This window comes from Comamonas sp. 23 (assembly GCF_049601575.1).
Taxonomy (GTDB): domain Bacteria; phylum Pseudomonadota; class Gammaproteobacteria; order Burkholderiales; family Burkholderiaceae_C; genus Comamonas; species Comamonas squillarum.
Window position 1 is genome coordinate 990,566 of record NZ_CP187127.1, and the last position, 16,884, is coordinate 1,007,449.

The 16,884-nt window shown below is 64.5% G+C and carries 13 protein-coding genes; 12 read left to right on the forward strand and 1 reads right to left on the reverse strand.

The features are described from left to right. Positions 1-30 precede the first annotated feature (30 nt). Entirely contained in the window at positions 31-3,723 is a 3,693-nt protein-coding gene (locus ACPEE1_RS04455) for a methyltransferase domain-containing protein (RefSeq protein WP_423935351.1), read from the reverse strand. Between the two features lie 81 nt (positions 3,724-3,804). Between ACPEE1_RS04455 and ACPEE1_RS04460 the strand changes: the two genes are divergently transcribed. From ACPEE1_RS04460 to ACPEE1_RS04515, 12 genes are all read left to right on the forward strand, one after another. Next, the gene (locus ACPEE1_RS04460; RefSeq protein WP_423935353.1) at positions 3,805-4,710 is read left to right on the forward strand and encodes a glycosyltransferase family 2 protein; all 906 of its coding nucleotides are present in this window, start codon (positions 3,805-3,807) and stop codon (positions 4,708-4,710) included. Between the two features lie 65 nt (positions 4,711-4,775). Next, positions 4,776-5,567, forward strand: coding sequence for a glycosyltransferase family 2 protein (locus ACPEE1_RS04465; protein WP_260718236.1), 792 nt, complete (start codon positions 4,776-4,778; stop codon positions 5,565-5,567). Further along, complete coding sequence (locus ACPEE1_RS04470; RefSeq protein WP_116926369.1) at positions 5,567-6,667, forward strand: glycosyltransferase family 4 protein; 1,101 nt, start codon at positions 5,567-5,569, stop codon at positions 6,665-6,667. The genes ACPEE1_RS04465 and ACPEE1_RS04470 overlap by 1 nt, the downstream gene beginning before the upstream one ends. A 73-nt stretch (positions 6,668-6,740) precedes the next feature. Beyond that, the gene (gene argB, locus ACPEE1_RS04475) at positions 6,741-7,634 is read left to right on the forward strand and encodes an acetylglutamate kinase (protein WP_116926370.1); all 894 of its coding nucleotides are present in this window, start codon (positions 6,741-6,743) and stop codon (positions 7,632-7,634) included. Between the two features lie 200 nt (positions 7,635-7,834). Continuing rightward, the gene (gene slmA / locus ACPEE1_RS04480) at positions 7,835-8,515 is read left to right on the forward strand and encodes a nucleoid occlusion factor SlmA (RefSeq protein WP_021028954.1); all 681 of its coding nucleotides are present in this window, start codon (positions 7,835-7,837) and stop codon (positions 8,513-8,515) included. A gap of 170 nt (positions 8,516-8,685) precedes the next feature. Then, complete coding sequence (locus tag ACPEE1_RS04485; protein WP_021028953.1) at positions 8,686-9,435, forward strand: TetR/AcrR family transcriptional regulator; 750 nt, start codon at positions 8,686-8,688, stop codon at positions 9,433-9,435. Positions 9,436-9,454: 19 nt separating this feature from the next. Next, the gene (locus ACPEE1_RS04490; RefSeq protein ID WP_182343679.1) at positions 9,455-11,257 is read left to right on the forward strand and encodes an acyl-CoA dehydrogenase C-terminal domain-containing protein; all 1,803 of its coding nucleotides are present in this window, start codon (positions 9,455-9,457) and stop codon (positions 11,255-11,257) included. A gap of 39 nt (positions 11,258-11,296) precedes the next feature. Next, positions 11,297-11,746 (forward strand): DUF2147 domain-containing protein, encoded by a 450-nt coding sequence (locus ACPEE1_RS04495; RefSeq protein ID WP_409935109.1) that lies wholly within the window; start codon positions 11,297-11,299, stop codon positions 11,744-11,746. A 68-nt stretch (positions 11,747-11,814) separates the two neighbouring features. Continuing rightward, entirely contained in the window at positions 11,815-14,223 is a 2,409-nt protein-coding gene (locus ACPEE1_RS04500; protein WP_260718235.1) for a 3-hydroxyacyl-CoA dehydrogenase/enoyl-CoA hydratase family protein, read from the forward strand. A 75-nt stretch (positions 14,224-14,298) separates the two neighbouring features. Next, a complete protein-coding gene (locus tag ACPEE1_RS04505) occupies positions 14,299-14,649 on the forward strand; it encodes an endonuclease domain-containing protein (protein WP_423935358.1) in 351 nt (116 codons plus the stop codon). Positions 14,650-14,654: 5 nt separating this feature from the next. Continuing rightward, complete coding sequence (locus tag ACPEE1_RS04510; protein ID WP_116926374.1) at positions 14,655-15,854, forward strand: acetyl-CoA C-acyltransferase; 1,200 nt, start codon at positions 14,655-14,657, stop codon at positions 15,852-15,854. A gap of 164 nt (positions 15,855-16,018) precedes the next feature. After that, positions 16,019-16,861 (forward strand): thioesterase family protein, encoded by an 843-nt coding sequence (locus ACPEE1_RS04515; RefSeq protein WP_423935360.1) that lies wholly within the window; start codon positions 16,019-16,021, stop codon positions 16,859-16,861. The last annotated feature ends 23 nt before the right edge of the window (positions 16,862-16,884 follow it).

Genomic DNA, 16,884 nt, shown 5'->3' on the forward strand with positions numbered 1-16,884 from the left:
TGATTTGCAAGCACTATTGGCCTATTTTATTTAATTAAGGGCCGGGCGCAGACCCGTCAGGTAATCGTGCCCGTAGCTCCAGGGCTGCAGGTACTGGGCTTTCAGATCGACCGCGGCAGCCGGGGCAGGCAGCGGTGGCTGGCCGTCGACGTACTGGCGCTGGCGAATGTCCTGCAGCAGCGCCAGCCATTCGTCGGCCGAGGTGCTCCAGGGACGCAGCCAGGTCCAGGGGCGGCCTGCCAGTCGCTCGGGGAAGGCGCCGATATCGGGCGCGATCACCGGCACACCGGCTTGCAGGCAAGCGCTCAAGGTGTAGCTATAGGTCTCGGGCCACAGCGCCGGGAACCAGACCACATCGGGCTGCAGGCGCGCCATCAGTGCGGGCAGGTCGGCATCGTCATAGGGGCCGTGCACGGTCAGGCTGGCATGGGGCTGGGTGCGCATGCGGCGGTGCGGGTAGCCCAGCAGGTGCAGCTCGACCGGCGCCTGACTTTGGGCGGCGGCCAGCGCCACGGCTTCCATCACATCGCCCCCCTTGGCCAGGCTCACGCCGCCGAGGATAAAGACGCGCAGATGGGCATGGGGCGCCAGCGGCTGGCCCTTGGGCACAGGCAGCAAGGCTGCATCGGGGATGTCATGGTGGGTGACATAGCGCACTGGCGCATCGGGGAAGTACTCGTGCATGCGCAGTGCCGCATCCTTGCTGGGTGCGAGCACATAGCGCGCCTGGTTCAGGAACAGGCGGTGGCGCATGCGCCAGGCATCGATGTACTCGCCGGTGGGCGCGGGTTCGGCGCCAGAGCATTGCGGGCACTGCGGCACCCCCAGCGCCGCATAGCGCGGGTTGTGGGTGGGCTCCATCAGGTTGATCTGCGGGCAGATCGCGTAGTAGTCGTGGGCGGTGAAGTCATAGCGCACGCCCAGCAGCTCGGGCAGGCGCATCACTTCCAGGTTCAGCCCCATCAGGTGGTGGAAGTGGATATGGCTCACGCCCAGCTCGCGCAGCTGCGCCACCAGTGCGTCAGACTGCGTGGGCCAGTGGAACTCCTCGTCATAGCCTTCGGCCGCATCGAGCCACTGCAGGCGGATGTAGTTGTCTTCCAGCGGGGTCAGGGCCAGCGATACCGCGCGGTCGCGCAGGCTGTGGGCCAGCTCCTTGACATGGCGCAGGGTGCCGCCGCCGGCGTTGTGCAGCACCATCAGCACGCGCGGCAGCGGGTGCTGGCGCAGGCGTGCCTTGTCGATGGCATTGCGCGCGGCCTGGGCCGGGTTGGCCTTCAGATGCGCTTGCACCAGGCTGTCGTAAGCAGGGTGCAGTTGCAGCAGGGTCTGGTAGGCGGCCTGCTCGCGCGGCGTCTTGCTGTCGCCAAAGCTGACGCCGCCGGTGTGCAGCACCACGCTGTCCAGCGCCAGCAGATGGCGCCAGCCCAGGTCATGGGCGCGCATGCAGAAGTCGTTCTCTTCGCCGTAGCCCTTGCCGAAATGCGCCACATCAAACAGGCCGGTCTGCGCAAGGCAGTCGCGGCGGATGTACATGCAAAAGCCCACGCCGGTGGGCACCTCGACCGTCTGCCCGGCATTGGCGCTGGCGGCCAGGTGGTTCAGGCGCAGCAGATCGGCGTCGGCCGGCAGCGCATTCTTTTCGCAAAAGCGCGGGTAGCTGCAGATCGTCGCGTTGTTGGACAGCGGCGTGACGCTGCCCACATCGGTGGCGCTGTAGGCCGCCCGGTGCAGGCGGTCCAGCCATTCGTGCGACACCTCCGTGTCGCTGTTGAGCAGCAGCACATCATGGCTGGGGTTGAGCGCCATGCCTCGGTTGACGGTGGCGACAAACCCCAGGTTGCTGTCGTTTTCCAGCAGTTGCACGCGGCTGTCCTGCTGGGCCAGCTCGCGCAGCCAGGCGGTCAATTCCGGCTCGGGGCTGGCGTCATTGATCACCACCAGCTGGCTATTGGTTTGCGTGGCCGCTTGCAGCACCGACTGCAGGCAGCGTTGCGTATCGACCAGGCCCCGGTAGACCGGGACGATGATGTCGACCATGGGAGCGGGCTGGGCTGCTGCGAGCGGGCGCACAGGCTCGGGCCGGGATTCAGCGGGCGCAGCTTCATCGACAACAACGGCGAGCACTGCATCAGCTTCCAGCTCTGCGATCACCTCCTGTGCATCGACTGCTTGCACTGCATCCTGCACAGGCTCGGGCACATGCACAACGGCCGGGGCGGGCGCAGGCCGGCCGCGCAGCCGCGCCTTGGCGCTGGCCAGTTTCTGGCCCACACGGTAGGCCTCCGAGGCTTCGATATTGCCCAGGTGGGTTTGCAGGTTGCCGATATGGGTCTGCTGGCCCTGGATATGTTCTTGCTGCTGGGCAATCGCGGCTTCCAGGTTTTCTTTCTGCTGCTGCATATGGGCCTGCAGCAGGCGCAGCTGGGTGTGGGCATCGGCCTGGGCCTGTTGGGCGCGCAGCACCTCGGTATCAGCGTGGCGGATGCGGGCCTGCAGCTCCTGGGCGCTATCGGCCAGCGCAGCGTAGTCGGCCGACATCGGCCAGCCCAGGCTGACTTCGAGCACCGCACCTTCGGTCTGCAGGCAGTCCTGCAGCAGCGCCGGGGCAATCGGCAGGTGCAGGTGCGGGTCATCGCCCGTCAGCAACAGCAGCGTGCTGCCCGGCGCGGTGGCGGGGGCCGGCTGCCAGCTGATCTGGCTGTGCGGCACCTGGGCCAGCGCTTCTGGCCGGTCCGCTTCCCAGCGCCAGCGCAGCGCACCACTGGCGTCATAGAGGCGCATCGCATGCAGGTGCAAAAAGCCGGGGCGGTCGGCCGGGTCCCAGCGCAATGTGGGCTGGGTGCCTTCAAAGCGCGGCAGCGCAAAGCGAATGCTCTGCTGCAGGGCGCCGATCTGGCCCTTGGCAATCAGCTTGTGCGACTCGCTGAACTGGCCGGCATCGGCCCAGTACAGGTTGGTGGTGAAGCTGGCATGCGCCGTGTTGGCCTCGCTCTCGATCGCCAGCAGCGCATGGGCCTGGGCTGCAGCGGCATCGCTGCTGGGCCGGACACTGCAGATGAACTGGTAGGCCAGCGCATCGGGCTGGGCCAGCAGGTAGCGCATCACGGCGGGCGGCAGGCTGTCGGCGGTGGTCCGCGCAAATTCGGATTCGTCGAGCGGGCGGTCGATGGTCTCGAGCGACTGCACGCTCCACTGGCCCGCTTGCATCAGCCGCAGCAGCGACTGGCGGGTGAAAAAGCGCAGGTGGGTGGCGTCAAGCAGGCCTTCTTCGCGGTAGCGCAGCTCACCTTGCATCAGCTCCATCACCAGGCCGCAGTAGCCCGCATTGGGGATCGAGACCAGGATTTCGCCGTTTTCTGCCAGCAGATCGCGGCAGTCGGCCAGCAGTTGCTCGGGCTGGCGCAGGTGCTCCAGGACATCGGCGCAGACGATATAGTCATACTGGCGCAGCGCAAAAGCTTCAGCCAGGTTGATCTGTTCCAGATCGGCCACAGCCAGATCGCGATAATACGGCCTGGCGAGCGCGGCCTCCTCAGCGCTGAACGTCACACCATCGAGGGTGCAGGCCTTGTGCTCGTGCAGGTACTGGCCCAGCACGCCGGGGCCGCAGCCCAGATCGAGCACCCGGGCGCCCGGCTGTATCTTGTTCGCCAGCACGGACAGCGAACTGCGCTGCTGGAGATCGATGTGGCGGGTGTAGACGTGGTGTTCGCGGGTCATGGATATGGGAATGGGTAGGAATTTTGCCGAGATAGGCCTGCAGATGCAGGTGAAAGATGAATGACTGACAAGCAAAATCGTGTGGCAATTCTATTGTCTACATTCAACGGCGAGCCGTTTCTGCCTGCGCAGCTCGATTCCCTGCTGGCGCAAAGCCATGCGGGTTGCGATATCTGGGTGCGCGATGATGGCTCCAGTGACCAGAGCCTGGCCATTGTCCGGCGCTATGCCAGCATCCATCCAAACATCCACATCCAGGCCGGCGAAAACCTTGGTTTTGTAGCTAGTTTTTACGAATTATTGCAAAACGTGGGCGCTGGCTATGATTTTTATTTATTCTGCGACCAGGATGACGTCTGGCTGCCCGGCAAGGTGAGCCGCGCGCTGGCGCTGCTGGAAGGCAAGCAGGGCGCGGCGCTCTACTGCTCGCGAACCCAGTATGTGGACCGCGATCTGCAGCCCATCGGCCCTTCGCCCGATTACGACCGCCGCTGCATTGGCTGGGGCAATGCGCTGGTGCAGAATATTGCGACCGGTTGCACGATGGCGCTCAACCGCGCGGCGCGCGAGCGCCTGCTGGCGCAGCGCCCCGGCTTTTGCCTGGCGCATGACTGGTGGGCCTACCTGGTGGTATCGGCCTTTGGCCAGGTGGTGTTCGACAGCGAGAGCCACATCCTCTACCGCCAGCATGGCAGCAACACCATCGGCATGCAAAAGCAGGGCCTGGCCGGCCAATGGGCACGCGTGCAGCGCTTTTGGCGCCGGCTGCGCCAGGCGGGCCCCGGCTGGATCGACCAGCTGAGCGAGTTCGACCGGCTCCATGGCCCCAGCCTGGCCGATACCCAGCGCCGCCAGCTGCGCATGCTGATCCGCTCCCGCAGCAGCTGGACGACGGCGTTGCGCGCCTCGACCCAGCGCTATTACTGGCGCATGAGCAAGGTCGACACCTTGATATTGCGTGTGCTGCTGGCGCTGCGCCTGTACTGAGGTGCCGTTACAACTGGCGCGCTGGGCTGATTTCAGCACTGGCCGCTGATGGATAATGCCCGCTGATGTCCGCCAGCCCCACCTCCCCGCTCCCTCCCATCGCCTTGTCCGTGGTCAGCCATGGCCATGGGGCGATGGTGCAGCAGCTGCTCGATGCCTTGGCGCTGCACGGCGCGGGCGGCACCGGTGTCCGCCGCGTGGTGCTGACCCTGAACCTGCCCGAGCCCGCACCCTTGGCGCCCGCCGGCGGCTGGCCCTTTGTGCTGGAGCTGCGCCACAACAGCGTGCCGCAAGGCTTTTCAGCCAACCACAATGCGGCCTTGGCCGGCGCGACCGAGCCCTTGGTCTGCGTGCTGAACCCGGATGTGGATCTGACGGGCGGCAACCCCTTCCCCGCGCTGGTGCGCGCGCTGCAGCGCCAGGGTGTGGGCCTGGCCTACCCGATGCAGGTGGATGAAAACGGCCAGCTGCAGGACAGCGAGCGCGAGCTGCCCACCCCCTGGTCCTTGCTGCGCCGCTATGCGGTCAAACGCCGCGAGACCCGGGCCGAATGGGTCAATGGCGCCATGTGGCTGCTGCCTACGCCCGTCTGGCAGGGCATTGGCGGGCTCAATACCGCGTACTTCATGTACTGCGAGGATGTGGAGCTGTGCCTGCGCCTGCGCCTGGCGGGCTGGACCCTGGCGCGCGCCGCCTGCGTGGTGGGCCATGCTGGCCAACGCGCCAGCCACCGCCGGGCGCGCCATGCTTTGTGGCATATTCGCAGCTTGCTGCGGCTGTGGACCTCGGCAGTTTTCTGGCGCGCCCGGGCCTTGCTCCGGCGTACCCCCACGGCAGCACTCACGATGATTGAATAATGATTTTCCTGGCAGTGGTCGCTTTTCTCTGTACGCTCATTGGCGCGGGTTTCATCGTGCGCCGCATGCGCGGCCATGCCAAACGCTATGGCAAGGATTTGCCCCAGCGCTTCCATATGGGCAACATCCCCCGGCTGGGCGGTTTGGCGATGTTTGTCAGCCTGGTGCTGACGGTGGGCGTCGCCGGCCTGCAGAACTGGTGGGGCTACTACGGCAATGCGCTGCACTGGAACCAGTGGGTGCTGTATTTCTTCATGGCGATGCTGCCCGCCGTCGCCGGTGGTATTGCCGAAGACATGACCCAGCGCATGACGGTGCGCTACCGCCTGGTCCTCACTTTGCTGACCGGCTTGCTGGCCGTCTACCTGCTGGGCATGACGGTGCCGCGCATGGGCTTGGTCTGGCTCGATACGGTGCTGAGCGCCGCGCCCTGGCTGGGCATGGCGCTGGCCGTATTGGCCATTGCGGGCCTGCCCCATGCCTTCAACATCATCGATGGCTACAACGGCCTGGCCGGCATGGTGGCGGTCATCATCTGCGCGGCGCTCACCCATGTGGCGCTGCAGCTGGGTGACCGTGAGCTGGCAGCGATCCTGGTGATCACGGCCGCCGCCACCCTGGGCTTCATGTTCTGGAACTACCCCATGGGCCAGCTGTTTGCCGGCGATGGCGGCGCCTATGTCTGGGGCATCGTGATCGCCTTTTGCAGCATCACCTTGGTGCAGCGCCACCCCATCGTATCGCCCTGGTTCCCGATGCTGCTGCTCATCTATCCGGTCTGGGAGACCATGTTTTCCATCTACCGCAAGCTCGCGCGCGGCGACTCGCCGGGCATGGCCGATGCGCTGCACCTGCACCAGCTGATCTACCGCCGCATCGTGCGCAGCGTGCTCGATGAGAATGCGGCGCGCCGCATGCTGCGCCGCAATAACCGGACCGCGCCGTATTTGTGGGCGTTCACTTTGCTCACCGTGGTGCCGGCGGTCCTGTTCTGGCGCAACACCTATATCCTGATCGGTTTTTGTGCGCTGTTCTGTGTCTCCTATGTCGCTGCCTATCTGGTGATCGTGCGCTTCAAGCTACCGGGCTGGATTCGCTGATCAGCAGGCAGGCGGCACTTTGGGGCACAATGCGCGTTTTGCATCTTCTCCGCTGCTGTAAAGGCCTGCAACCATGACGACTCCTTCTCTCTCCATTGCCCCGCGCGACAAGGCTGAAATTCTGGCGCAGGCACTGCCCTACATCCGCAAGTTCCATGGCAAGACCATGGTCATCAAGTACGGCGGCAACGCCATGACCGACCCCGAGCTGCAGGCCGACTTTGCCGAAGACGTGGTGCTGCTCAAGCTGGTGGGCATCAACCCTGTGGTGGTGCATGGCGGTGGCCCGCAGATCGAGAACGCCTTGAAGCGCCTGGGCAAGGAAGGCAAGTTCGTGCAGGGCATGCGCGTGACCGACTCCGAAACCATGGAAGTGGTGGAGTGGGTGCTGGCCGGCGAAGTGCAGCAAGACATCGTGGGCCTGATCAACCAGGCCGGCGGCAAGGCCGTGGGCCTGACTGGCCGTGATGGCGGCCTGATCCGCGCCCAAAAGCTCAAGTTGAAGGACAACAAGGATCCATCGGTCGAGCACGATGTCGGCCAGGTCGGCGACATCCTGTCCATCGACCCGAGCGTGGTCAAGGCGCTGCAGGACGACGCCTTCATCCCCGTGGTGAGCCCGATTGGCTTCGGTGAGAACAACGAGAGCTACAACATCAATGCCGATGTGGTGGCCAGCAAGTTGGCCACCGTGCTGCAGGCCGAAAAGCTGATGCTGCTCACCAACATCCCTGGTGTGCTCGACAAGCAAGGCCAGCTGCTGACCGAATTGACCTCGCGCCAGATCGATGAACTGATCGAGGACGGCACCATCTCGGGTGGTATGCTGCCTAAATTGGCTGGCGCCATCGATGCCGCCAAGAGCGGTGTCAATGCCGTGCATATTGTCGATGGCCGCGTGCCACACGCGATGCTGCTCGAAATTTTGACCGACACAGCCTACGGAACAATGATTCGTAGTTATTGATACATTTGATTGCGTAATTGATTTGTGCATCTAGCAATGCACATGATTTTTATCATTTTTCTGCAGTTCTTTTGCAGTAAGATGTTACAGAGGGCCCAAGGTTGCGCTGGCAACCTGTGAGGCGAGTGCCTTACTTTTATCAATAAAAAATACCTGGCGGTGTTGGGAGACTGCGTCGGGTGCAGCCTCATATTCAACGCATGTCTGATCAAGAATCTTCTTTCGCCGCCGACCTCGTCGATGCGCCGCTAGAAGCCGCTAACCCGGCACCTACCCGTAAACGTCCAAAACCCGGAGAGCGTCGAATCCAGATTCTGCAGACGCTGGCGGCCATGCTGGAGCAGCCAGGCGCAGACCGCATCACCACGGCGGCACTGGCCGCGCAAATGTCGATCAGCGAGGCGGCCCTCTACCGCCACTTTGCCAGCAAGGCCCAGATGTACGAAGGTCTGATCGAGTTCATCGAGCAGTCCGTCTACAGCCTGGCCGTGCAGATCACCGGCCGCGATGTGCCGGACCCCGCCAAGACCGTGGAGCAGGGCATTGCCCAGGCCCACCGGGTCGTGGCCATGGTGCTGCAGTTTGGCGAGCGCAACCCCGGCATGGTGCGCGTGATGCTGGGCGATGCGCTGCAGTCCGAAAACCCCCGTCTGCAACAGCGCATGCAGCAGTTCTTCGAGCGCATCGAGACCACCTTGCGCCAGTGCCTGCGCGTGGTGCCCGGCGGCGATGCATCGGCTACGCCCACCGTGGATGCCAATGTGCGCTCCAGCGTGCTGATGTCCTTCCTGATCGGCCGCCTGCAGCGCTTTGCGCGTTCGGATTTCCGCCGCCTGCCCACCGAGCAGCTCGACGCCTGCCTGTCCTTGATGGCGCACTGACGCCAGCCAACCCCATCGCAAAAGCTGCTGAGCCTGACAAGGCCAGCAGCTTTTTTCATGGGGGGCACGGCCGTTGCCGTGGTTTACCCTTGCTTTGCACACCAACGGTTGGCAGCACACTGGGTTTGTGCAAGAATCAAAAAAAGAACGACCGTGCTATTTTTTGATTTATGACCAAACCCCTTGCTTCCACCCCAGGCCCTGCCGAGATCGCCAAGCTGGCCAAAGGCGCCCAAACGCGTGCTGCGATTGTGGATGCCGCCCTGTCCCTGGCCGCGCAAGAGGGGCTCGATGGCCTGTCGCTGGGCATGGTGGCGCTGGCCATGGGCATGAGCAAGTCAGGGGTGTTTGCCCACTTTGGCTCACGTGAGGAGCTCCAGTGCTCGGTGGTGCGCGAATACCATGAGCGCTTTGAGCGCGAGATCTTTGTACCGGCGCTGCAGGTGCCCCGTGGGCTGGCCCGCTTGCTGCATATGGCCACCGGCTGGATGGGCAGCACCGCCCAGCCCAATGATGCCAGCCGCCTCTACGGCAGCCTCTACATCAGCGGCGCGGTGGAGTTTGATGACCGGCCCGGCGATGTGCGCGATGCGCTGTCCGAGTCGGTGCGCATCTGGATGGATGCGATGCGCCGCGCGATTGTGCAGTCCCAGACCGAAGGCCAGCTGCGCAGCGATGTCGCTCCCGACCAGGTGCTGTTCGAGCTGCACGGCATCATTTTGTCGCTGCACTATGAAACCCGCTTTCTCCATGGCCCGCAGGCGCTGCGCCATGCTGCCACCGGCCTGCGCGGCATCTTGCTGCGCCATGCGGTGAACCCCGAGCGCGAGGCCGCCTTGATCGATGCCGCGCTGGCCCCTTGCCTGGCAGCGCTGCCCGATGCGGCCGCGCCCGCCTCCGTTTCTGTTTTGACCTCGTAATTTTTCCAAAGGACTTTCCATGCCTCAGTACACCCCACCGCTGCGCGACATGCAGTTCCTCATGCAAGAAGTGCTGGACCTGCCGGCCCGCTTTGCCCAATTGCCGGCCTATGCCGAGGTGGACACCGGCACCATGGATGCGATTTTGGAAGAGGCCGGCAAGTTTGCGGTCGAGGTCGTGCAGCCACTCAACCTGCCTGGTGATGCCGAAGGCTGCACGCGCAACCCGGCCGATTCGAGCGTGACCACGCCCAAGGGCTTCAAGGAGGCCTATGCCAAGTATGTGGAAGGCGGCTGGGCTGCCCTGTCGTGCGACAGCGCCTATGGCGGCCAGGGCCTGCCCTTTGTGCTGAACCAGTGCCTGTATGAGATGCTCAACAGCGCCAACCAGGCCTGGGCCATGTACCCCGGCCTGTCGCACGGCGCCTATGAGGCACTCCATGTGTATGGCTCGGACGAGCAGAAAAAGCTTTACCTGCCCAAGCTCACCAGCGGTGAATGGACCGGCACCATGTGCCTGACCGAGCCCCATTGCGGCACCGACTTGGGGCTGCTGCGCACCAAGGCAGAGCCCCAAGCCGATGGCAGCTACAAGATCACCGGCAACAAGATTTTCATCAGCGCCGGTGAGCACGACATGACCGACAACATCGTGCACCTGGTGCTGGCCCGCCTGCCCGATGCGCCCAAGGGCAGCAAGGGCATCAGCCTGTTCCTGGTGCCCAAGTTCCTGGTCAATGCCGATGGCTCGCTGGGTGCGCGCAACCCCATCAGCTGCTCGGGCCTGGAGCACAAGATGGGCATCCATGGCAATGCCACCGCCCAGATCGCCATCGATGGCGCCGTGGGCAGCCTGGTTGGCCAGGCCAACAAGGGCCTGCAGGCCATGTTTGTGATGATGAATGCCGCACGCCTGGGCGTTGCCAACCAGTCGCTGGGCCTGATGGCCGTGGCTTATGAAAATGCACTGGCCTACGCCAAGGACCGCGTGCAGATGCGCAGCCTGTCGGGCACCAAGGCCAAGGACCTGCCGGCCGACCCGATCATCGTGCACGCCGATGTGCGCCGCATGCTGCTGACCGCCAAGGCCTACAGCGAAGGCGGCCGCGCGATGATGGTCGCCACCTCGGCCCTGGTCGACGAAGAGTTGAACCACCCCGACGAAGCCGTGCGCAAGGCCCATGCCGCGCAGGTGGCCCTGCTCACCCCCATCCTCAAGGCCTTTTTGACCGACAAGGGTTTTGAGGTGACCGTGCTGTGCCAGCAGGTGTTTGGCGGCCATGGCTACATCCATGAGACCGGCATGGAGCAATTTGTGCGCGATGCGCGCATCAACATGATCTACGAAGGCACCAATGGCATCCAGGCGCTGGATCTGTTGGGGCGCAAGGTGCTGGGGGACCAGGGCGCGGCGCTCAAGGCGCTGGGCAAGCTGGTGCAGGGTCTGGTCGAGGAAGAGGGCGTCAACGAGCGCATGGCCGACTTCATCAACCCGCTGGCGCAGCTGGCCGGCCAGATGACCGGCATCACCACCGAGCTGGGCCTCAAGGCGCTGCAAAACCCTGACGAAGTGGGCGCTGCGGCGACCGACTACCTGTGTGTGATGGGCCACCTGGTGATGGGCTACTGGTGGGCGCGCATGGCCCAGACCGCGCTGCGCGCACTGGCCGAAGGCGATGTGACGGGCAAGACCTTCTACGAAGCCAAGCTGCAGACGGCACGCTTTTACTTTGCGCGCCTGTTCCCCGAGGCGGGCCTGCGCGTGCGCACCATGCGCACCGGCAGCAAGCTCTTGATGAACACCGACGCGGCGCTGGCTTGACAGCTGCAGTGCTGCCGAAAAACACCGAAGGAGACCCTGATGCAAACCTTGCTGAAACCTGTGCTGATGGTGGCTGGCAGCTTGGCGGTGGCACTGCCAGCGCTCGCGGCGGACATGTCGCCGGTGGGCCTGTGGCGCACCTTTGACGAGAAAAGCGGTGAACCCAAGTCCGAGGTGCGCATCAGCGACAGCGGCGGGGTGCTCAGCGGCAAGGTGGAAAAGCTGCTGCGCAAGGGTGCCGATCTGCAGGCCGTCTGTGACCGCTGCAGCGATGACCGCAAGGGGCAGCCGCTCGTCGGCCTGGAGATCATCCGCGGTGCCAAGCAGGCGCCGGGCAAGGCGGTCTGGGAAGACGGCAAGATCCTCGACCCGGAAAACGGCAGCAGCTACAGCCTCAAGCTCACACCTGCGGACAACGGCAACAAGCTCGATGTGCGCGGATCGATTGGCCCCTTTGGCCGCACGCAGACCTGGACGCGCGTCGAATAGGTTTTGAATACAACGGCTTGTCAGCGCATCCCTATCAGGGGCTGACAGCCATGAAATGTGGAGTAACCATGTCCCGATTTGTGGTGAAAAAAGTGGCGGTGCTCGGCGCCGGCGTGATGGGCGCGCAGATTGCGGCCCACCTCGTCAATGTGCGCGTGCCGGTGGTGCTGTTTGACCTTCCTGCCAAGGAAGGCCCCAAAAGCGCGATTGCCCAGAAGGCCATTGCCAACCTGAAAAAGCTCAAGCCCTCGCCGCTGGGCGTGGCGGCTGAAGCGGATCTAATCACGCCCGCCAACTACGAAGAACACCTGGCGCAGCTCAAGGACTGCGACCTGGTGATCGAGGCGATTGCCGAGCGCATGGACTGGAAGCGTGATCTGTACCACCAGATTGCGCCGTTTGTCGCACCCCATGCGATCCTGGCTTCCAACACCTCGGGGCTGTCGATCACTGCGTTGTCGGAAGCATTGCCAGAGCAGCTGCGCCACCGCTTCTGCGGCATCCACTTCTTCAACCCCCCGCGCTATATGCAGCTGGTGGAGCTGATCCCCACGGCAGCGACCGAGCCCCAGGTGCTGGACCAGCTCGAGAGCTTTGCCACCAGCCAGCTGGGCAAGGGCGTCATCCGCGCCAAGGACACGCCCAACTTTGTTGCCAACCGCGTCGGCGTGGCGGGCATGCTGTCGACCATTGCCGAGGCCGAGCGCTTTGGTCTCAGCTACGACGTGGTCGATGACCTGACTGGCAAGAAGCTGGGGCGCGCGAGCTCGGGCACCTTCCGCACCGCCGATGTGGTGGGCCTGGACACCCTGGCCCATGTCATAGCGACGATGCAGACCCAGCTGACGGCGCAGAGCGACTCGTTCTACGCCAGCTACACCACGCCGGCGGTATTGACCCAGCTGATCGCCAACGGCGCGCTGGGCCAAAAGACCAAGGCGGGTTTTTACCGCAAGACCAAGATGGGCATCGAGCGCTTTGACTCCGCGCACCAGGCCTATGTGCCCTCGGGCGAAAAGGGCAACGACGTCTATACCCGCATGCTGAAAAAGCCGGCGGGCGAGCGCCTGCAGCTGCTGCGGGGCAGCGAGGGCGCGCAAGGCCAGTTCCTCTGGGCCATCTTGCGCAACAGCTTCCACTACGCCGCCGTGCACCTGAAAGACATTGCCGACAATGCCCGCGATGTGGATCTGGCCATGCGCTGGGGCTTTGGCATGCAGCAAGGCCCGTTCGAGCTGTGGCAGGAAGCCGGCTGGCTGCAGGTGGCCAAGATGGTGCAGGAGGACATTGACGCTGGCAAGGCACTCAGCACCGAGCCGCTGCCGCAATGGGTGTTTGAAGGCCCCGTGGCGGACGCCGGCGGTGTGCACACGGCGCAGGGCTCCTGGAGCGCTGCCGAGAACCGCTTTGTGCCGCGCCGCGATCTGCCGGTCTATGCGCGCCAGCTCTTTCCCGAGCGCGTGCTGGGCGAGACGAGCGCGCCCGCGCAGGACTGGCGCACGGCAGGCCGCACCCTGGCCGAGAGCAAGGCCTCACGCAGTTGGACCCTCGATGACCAGGTGCTGGTCTTCAGCATCAAGACCAAGATGCATGCCATCAGCCCCGATGTGATGGAAGACCTGCAGGCCGCGCTGACGCTGGCCGAAAAGGATTTTGATGCGATGGTCGTCTGGTCGGGCGATGCACCGTTCAGCGTGGGCGCCGATCTGCAGGCGATGATGCCGGCCTTTGCACTGCAAGGCCCGATGGCCATCGATCAGATCGAGCAGGTGATGCAGCAGCTCTTCCTGTCGGTGCGCTATGCGCAGATCCCGGTGGTTGGCGCTGTGCATGGCATGGCGCTGGGCGGCGGCTGCGAGCTGCTGCTGCACTGCGCACGCCGCGTGGCGCATATGGAAAGCTATATCGGCCTGGTGGAGATGGGCGTGGGCCTGGTGCCCGGCGCCGGCGGCCTCACCAATGTCGCCTACCAGGCCGCGCGCCATGCGCAGTATTCCACCGGCACGGATCTGCTGCCCTTCCTGGCCAATGGCTTTACCGCAGCCGCCAAGGCCACCGTCGGCACCAGCGCGCTGGAGTCGCAGGCCATCGGCTACCTGCAGGCCGATGATGTCATCGTGCCGCACCGCGACGAGCTGCTGTTTGTGGCGCTGACGCAGGCCAAGGCCATGGCGCAGTCGGGCTGGCGCCCACCGCAGCGCAAGCCCTTCCCGGTGGCCGGCCGCAGTGGTGCAGCCACCTTGCGCAGCACCCTGGTCAACATGCGCGAAGGCGGCTTCATCACCGAGCACGACATGCTGATCGCGAGCCATATGGCCGATGTGGTCTGCGGCGGCGATGTGGATGCCGGCACCCTGGTGAACGAGGAGTACCTGATGGCGCTGGAGCGCAAGGCCTTCACCGACCTGATCGTGAAGGAAAAAACCCAGGAGCGCATTCTGGGCATGCTGAACACCGGCAAGCCGGTCCGCAACTGAGGCCCAGCATGCAAGACAACGCCCTGCTCTCCAACACCCTCTCCCGCAAGCGGGAGAGGGCAGGGGTGAGGGCGGATGTCAGCGTGCAGCAAGCCCGCGCCCTGCGCCAAGCCTTCACCACTGCAGAACAACTGCTCTGGCGCCAAGTTCCGCAGACAGCATCCGCTGGGGCCTTACATCCTGGATTTTGTCTGCCTGGAGCAGGGTCTGGTGGTGGAGATCGATGGCGGCCAGCATGCGGATCTGCAGGCGCAAGCCTATGACCAGCAGCGCACGGTGTGGTTGCAGCAGCAGGGTTTGCGCGTGCTGCGATTTTGGAACCATGAGGTTGTACAACAAACGAATGAGGTGCTTGCACGTGTGCTGCAGGCCCTCACCCCGGCCCTCTCCCGCTTGCGGGAGAGGGAGGTGAATACCGAGGACTAGTCATCATGAGTAAACAAGTTCAAGACGCCTACATCGTTGCGGCGACGCGCACGCCGATTGGCAAGTCGCACAAAGGCTATCTGCGCAATATGCGCCCTGACGATCTGCTGGCCACCACGATGAAGGCCGTGCTGGCGCAGGTGCCGGGGCTGGACCCGCAGGCGATTGAGGATGTGGTTTGCGGCTGCGCGATCCCCGAAGCCCAGCAGGGCCTGAATGTGGCGCGTATCAGCGCGGTGCTGGCAGGGCTGCCGGTGGGGGTGGGCGGGGTGACGGTCAACCGCTTTTGCGCATCGGGCCTGACGGCACTGCAGATGGCGGCCGACCGCATCCGCGTGGGTGAGGCAGATGTGATGATCGCCGCCGGTGTCGAGAGCATGAGCATGGTGCCGATGATGGGCAACTCGCCGTCGCTGTCGCCGTCTATCTTTGAGCGCGAAGGCGATGTCGGCATTGCCTACGGCATGGGGCTGACTGCCGAGAAAGTCGCGCAGCGCTGGAAGGTGAGCCGCGATGCCCAGGATGCCTTTGCACTGCAGTCTCACCAGCGCGCGCTGGCGGCGCAGCAGGCCGGCGATTTTGCCGCTGAGATCACGCCGATCACCGTGACCGACCGGGGGGTGGACATCGCCCGGGGCGAGGCGGTCAGCCGCTCGCGCACGGTGGACCTCGATGAAGGCCCGCGCCCGGACACGTCGATCGAGGGACTGGCCAAGCTGCGCACCGTGTTTGCGGCGCGCGGCTCTGTCACTGCCGGCAACAGCTCGCAGACCAGCGATGGCGCAGGTGCCTTGCTGGTGGTGAGCGAGGCGGCGCTCAAGCGCTTTAACCTGACGCCGCTGGCGCGCTTTGTCAGCTATGCCAGCAAGGGCGTGCCGCCCGAGATCATGGGTATTGGCCCGATCGAGGCGATCCCGGTCGCGCTGCGCCATGCCGGCCTGTCCTTGCAGGATATCGACTGGATCGAGCTGAACGAGGCCTTTGCCGCGCAGTCGATCGCGGTCATGCAGCAGCTGGGCATGGATCCGGCCAAGGTCAACCCCATGGGCGGCGCAATTGCGCTGGGCCACCCGCTGGGCGCCACCGGTGCCATCCGCGCGGCCACCGTCGTGCATGCGCTGCAGCGCAACAAGCTCAAGTACGGCATGGTGACCATGTGCGTGGGCATGGGGCAGGGCGCGGCGGGCATTCTGGAGCGCATCTAAACCGGCGCTGGCTACGGCATCTGTCGCCCACTGGGCTGCAACAGATGCCGTTGGCTGCTAATGTCGGGTGGCAGAAAATGCAACTGCAAGACAGGTCTTGAAAGGCTTGGTACGGGCACATGGCGTTTTCGGCGGATTCGAAAATTTCTGCGAAAGATGTCCGAATGAGTGAACTCTCCTCCCACCACGCCCGCCATGCCTTTGACCGTGCGATGGCCATGGAACCCAGCGGCCAGAACCAGTATGCGGCGCAGGCTAGCAAGGACTACTGGAACATGGTCGGGCCCTACGGCGGCATCACTGCTGCGCAAGTGGCCCAGGCCGTGCTGCAGCACCCGCAGCGCCTGGGCGATCTGGTGGCGGTCACCGTGAACTACGCCGGCGCCGTGGGCGAGCGGCCTTATGTGATCGAAGCCATCCCGGCGCGCACCAATCGCAGCACCCAGCACTGGATCATCACCTTGCGCGAGCAAGACGCCGAGGGCCAGTGGTCCACGACGACCACCGCGACCGCGATGACGGCCCTGGCGCGCGATACCTGGTCGGATGACGAGTACGTGATGCCCAAGGTGCCGCCTTCCAGCGCGGTGGAACGCTACACCACCGATTTCCGCGTGGAATGGCTGAACCGCTACAACATCCGCCCGCTGTTGGGCGGCTATCCGACGGAGTGGGACGGCGCAAGCAACCCGAGCCTGACCCGCATGTGGGTCAGTGACGAGCCCCCGCGCCCGCTCGATGTGCCGGCGCTCACCTCGCTGTGTGACGTGTTTTTTCCCCGCATCTGGCTGCGCCGCGCCAAGCGCGTGCCGGTGGGCACCGTGTCCTTGACGGTCTATGTGCATGCCAGTGCCGAGCAATTGGCCGCAGTCGGCACCCAGCCGGTGCTGGCCCAGGCCCAGGGCCAGGGCTTTCGGGATGGTTTTTTTGACCAGACCGCGCAGATCTGGTCCCCCCAGGGCGTTTTGCTGGCCACCAGCCACCAGCTGGTCTATTACAAGGAATAAGGCGCGCCAAATCCGGTTAGCAT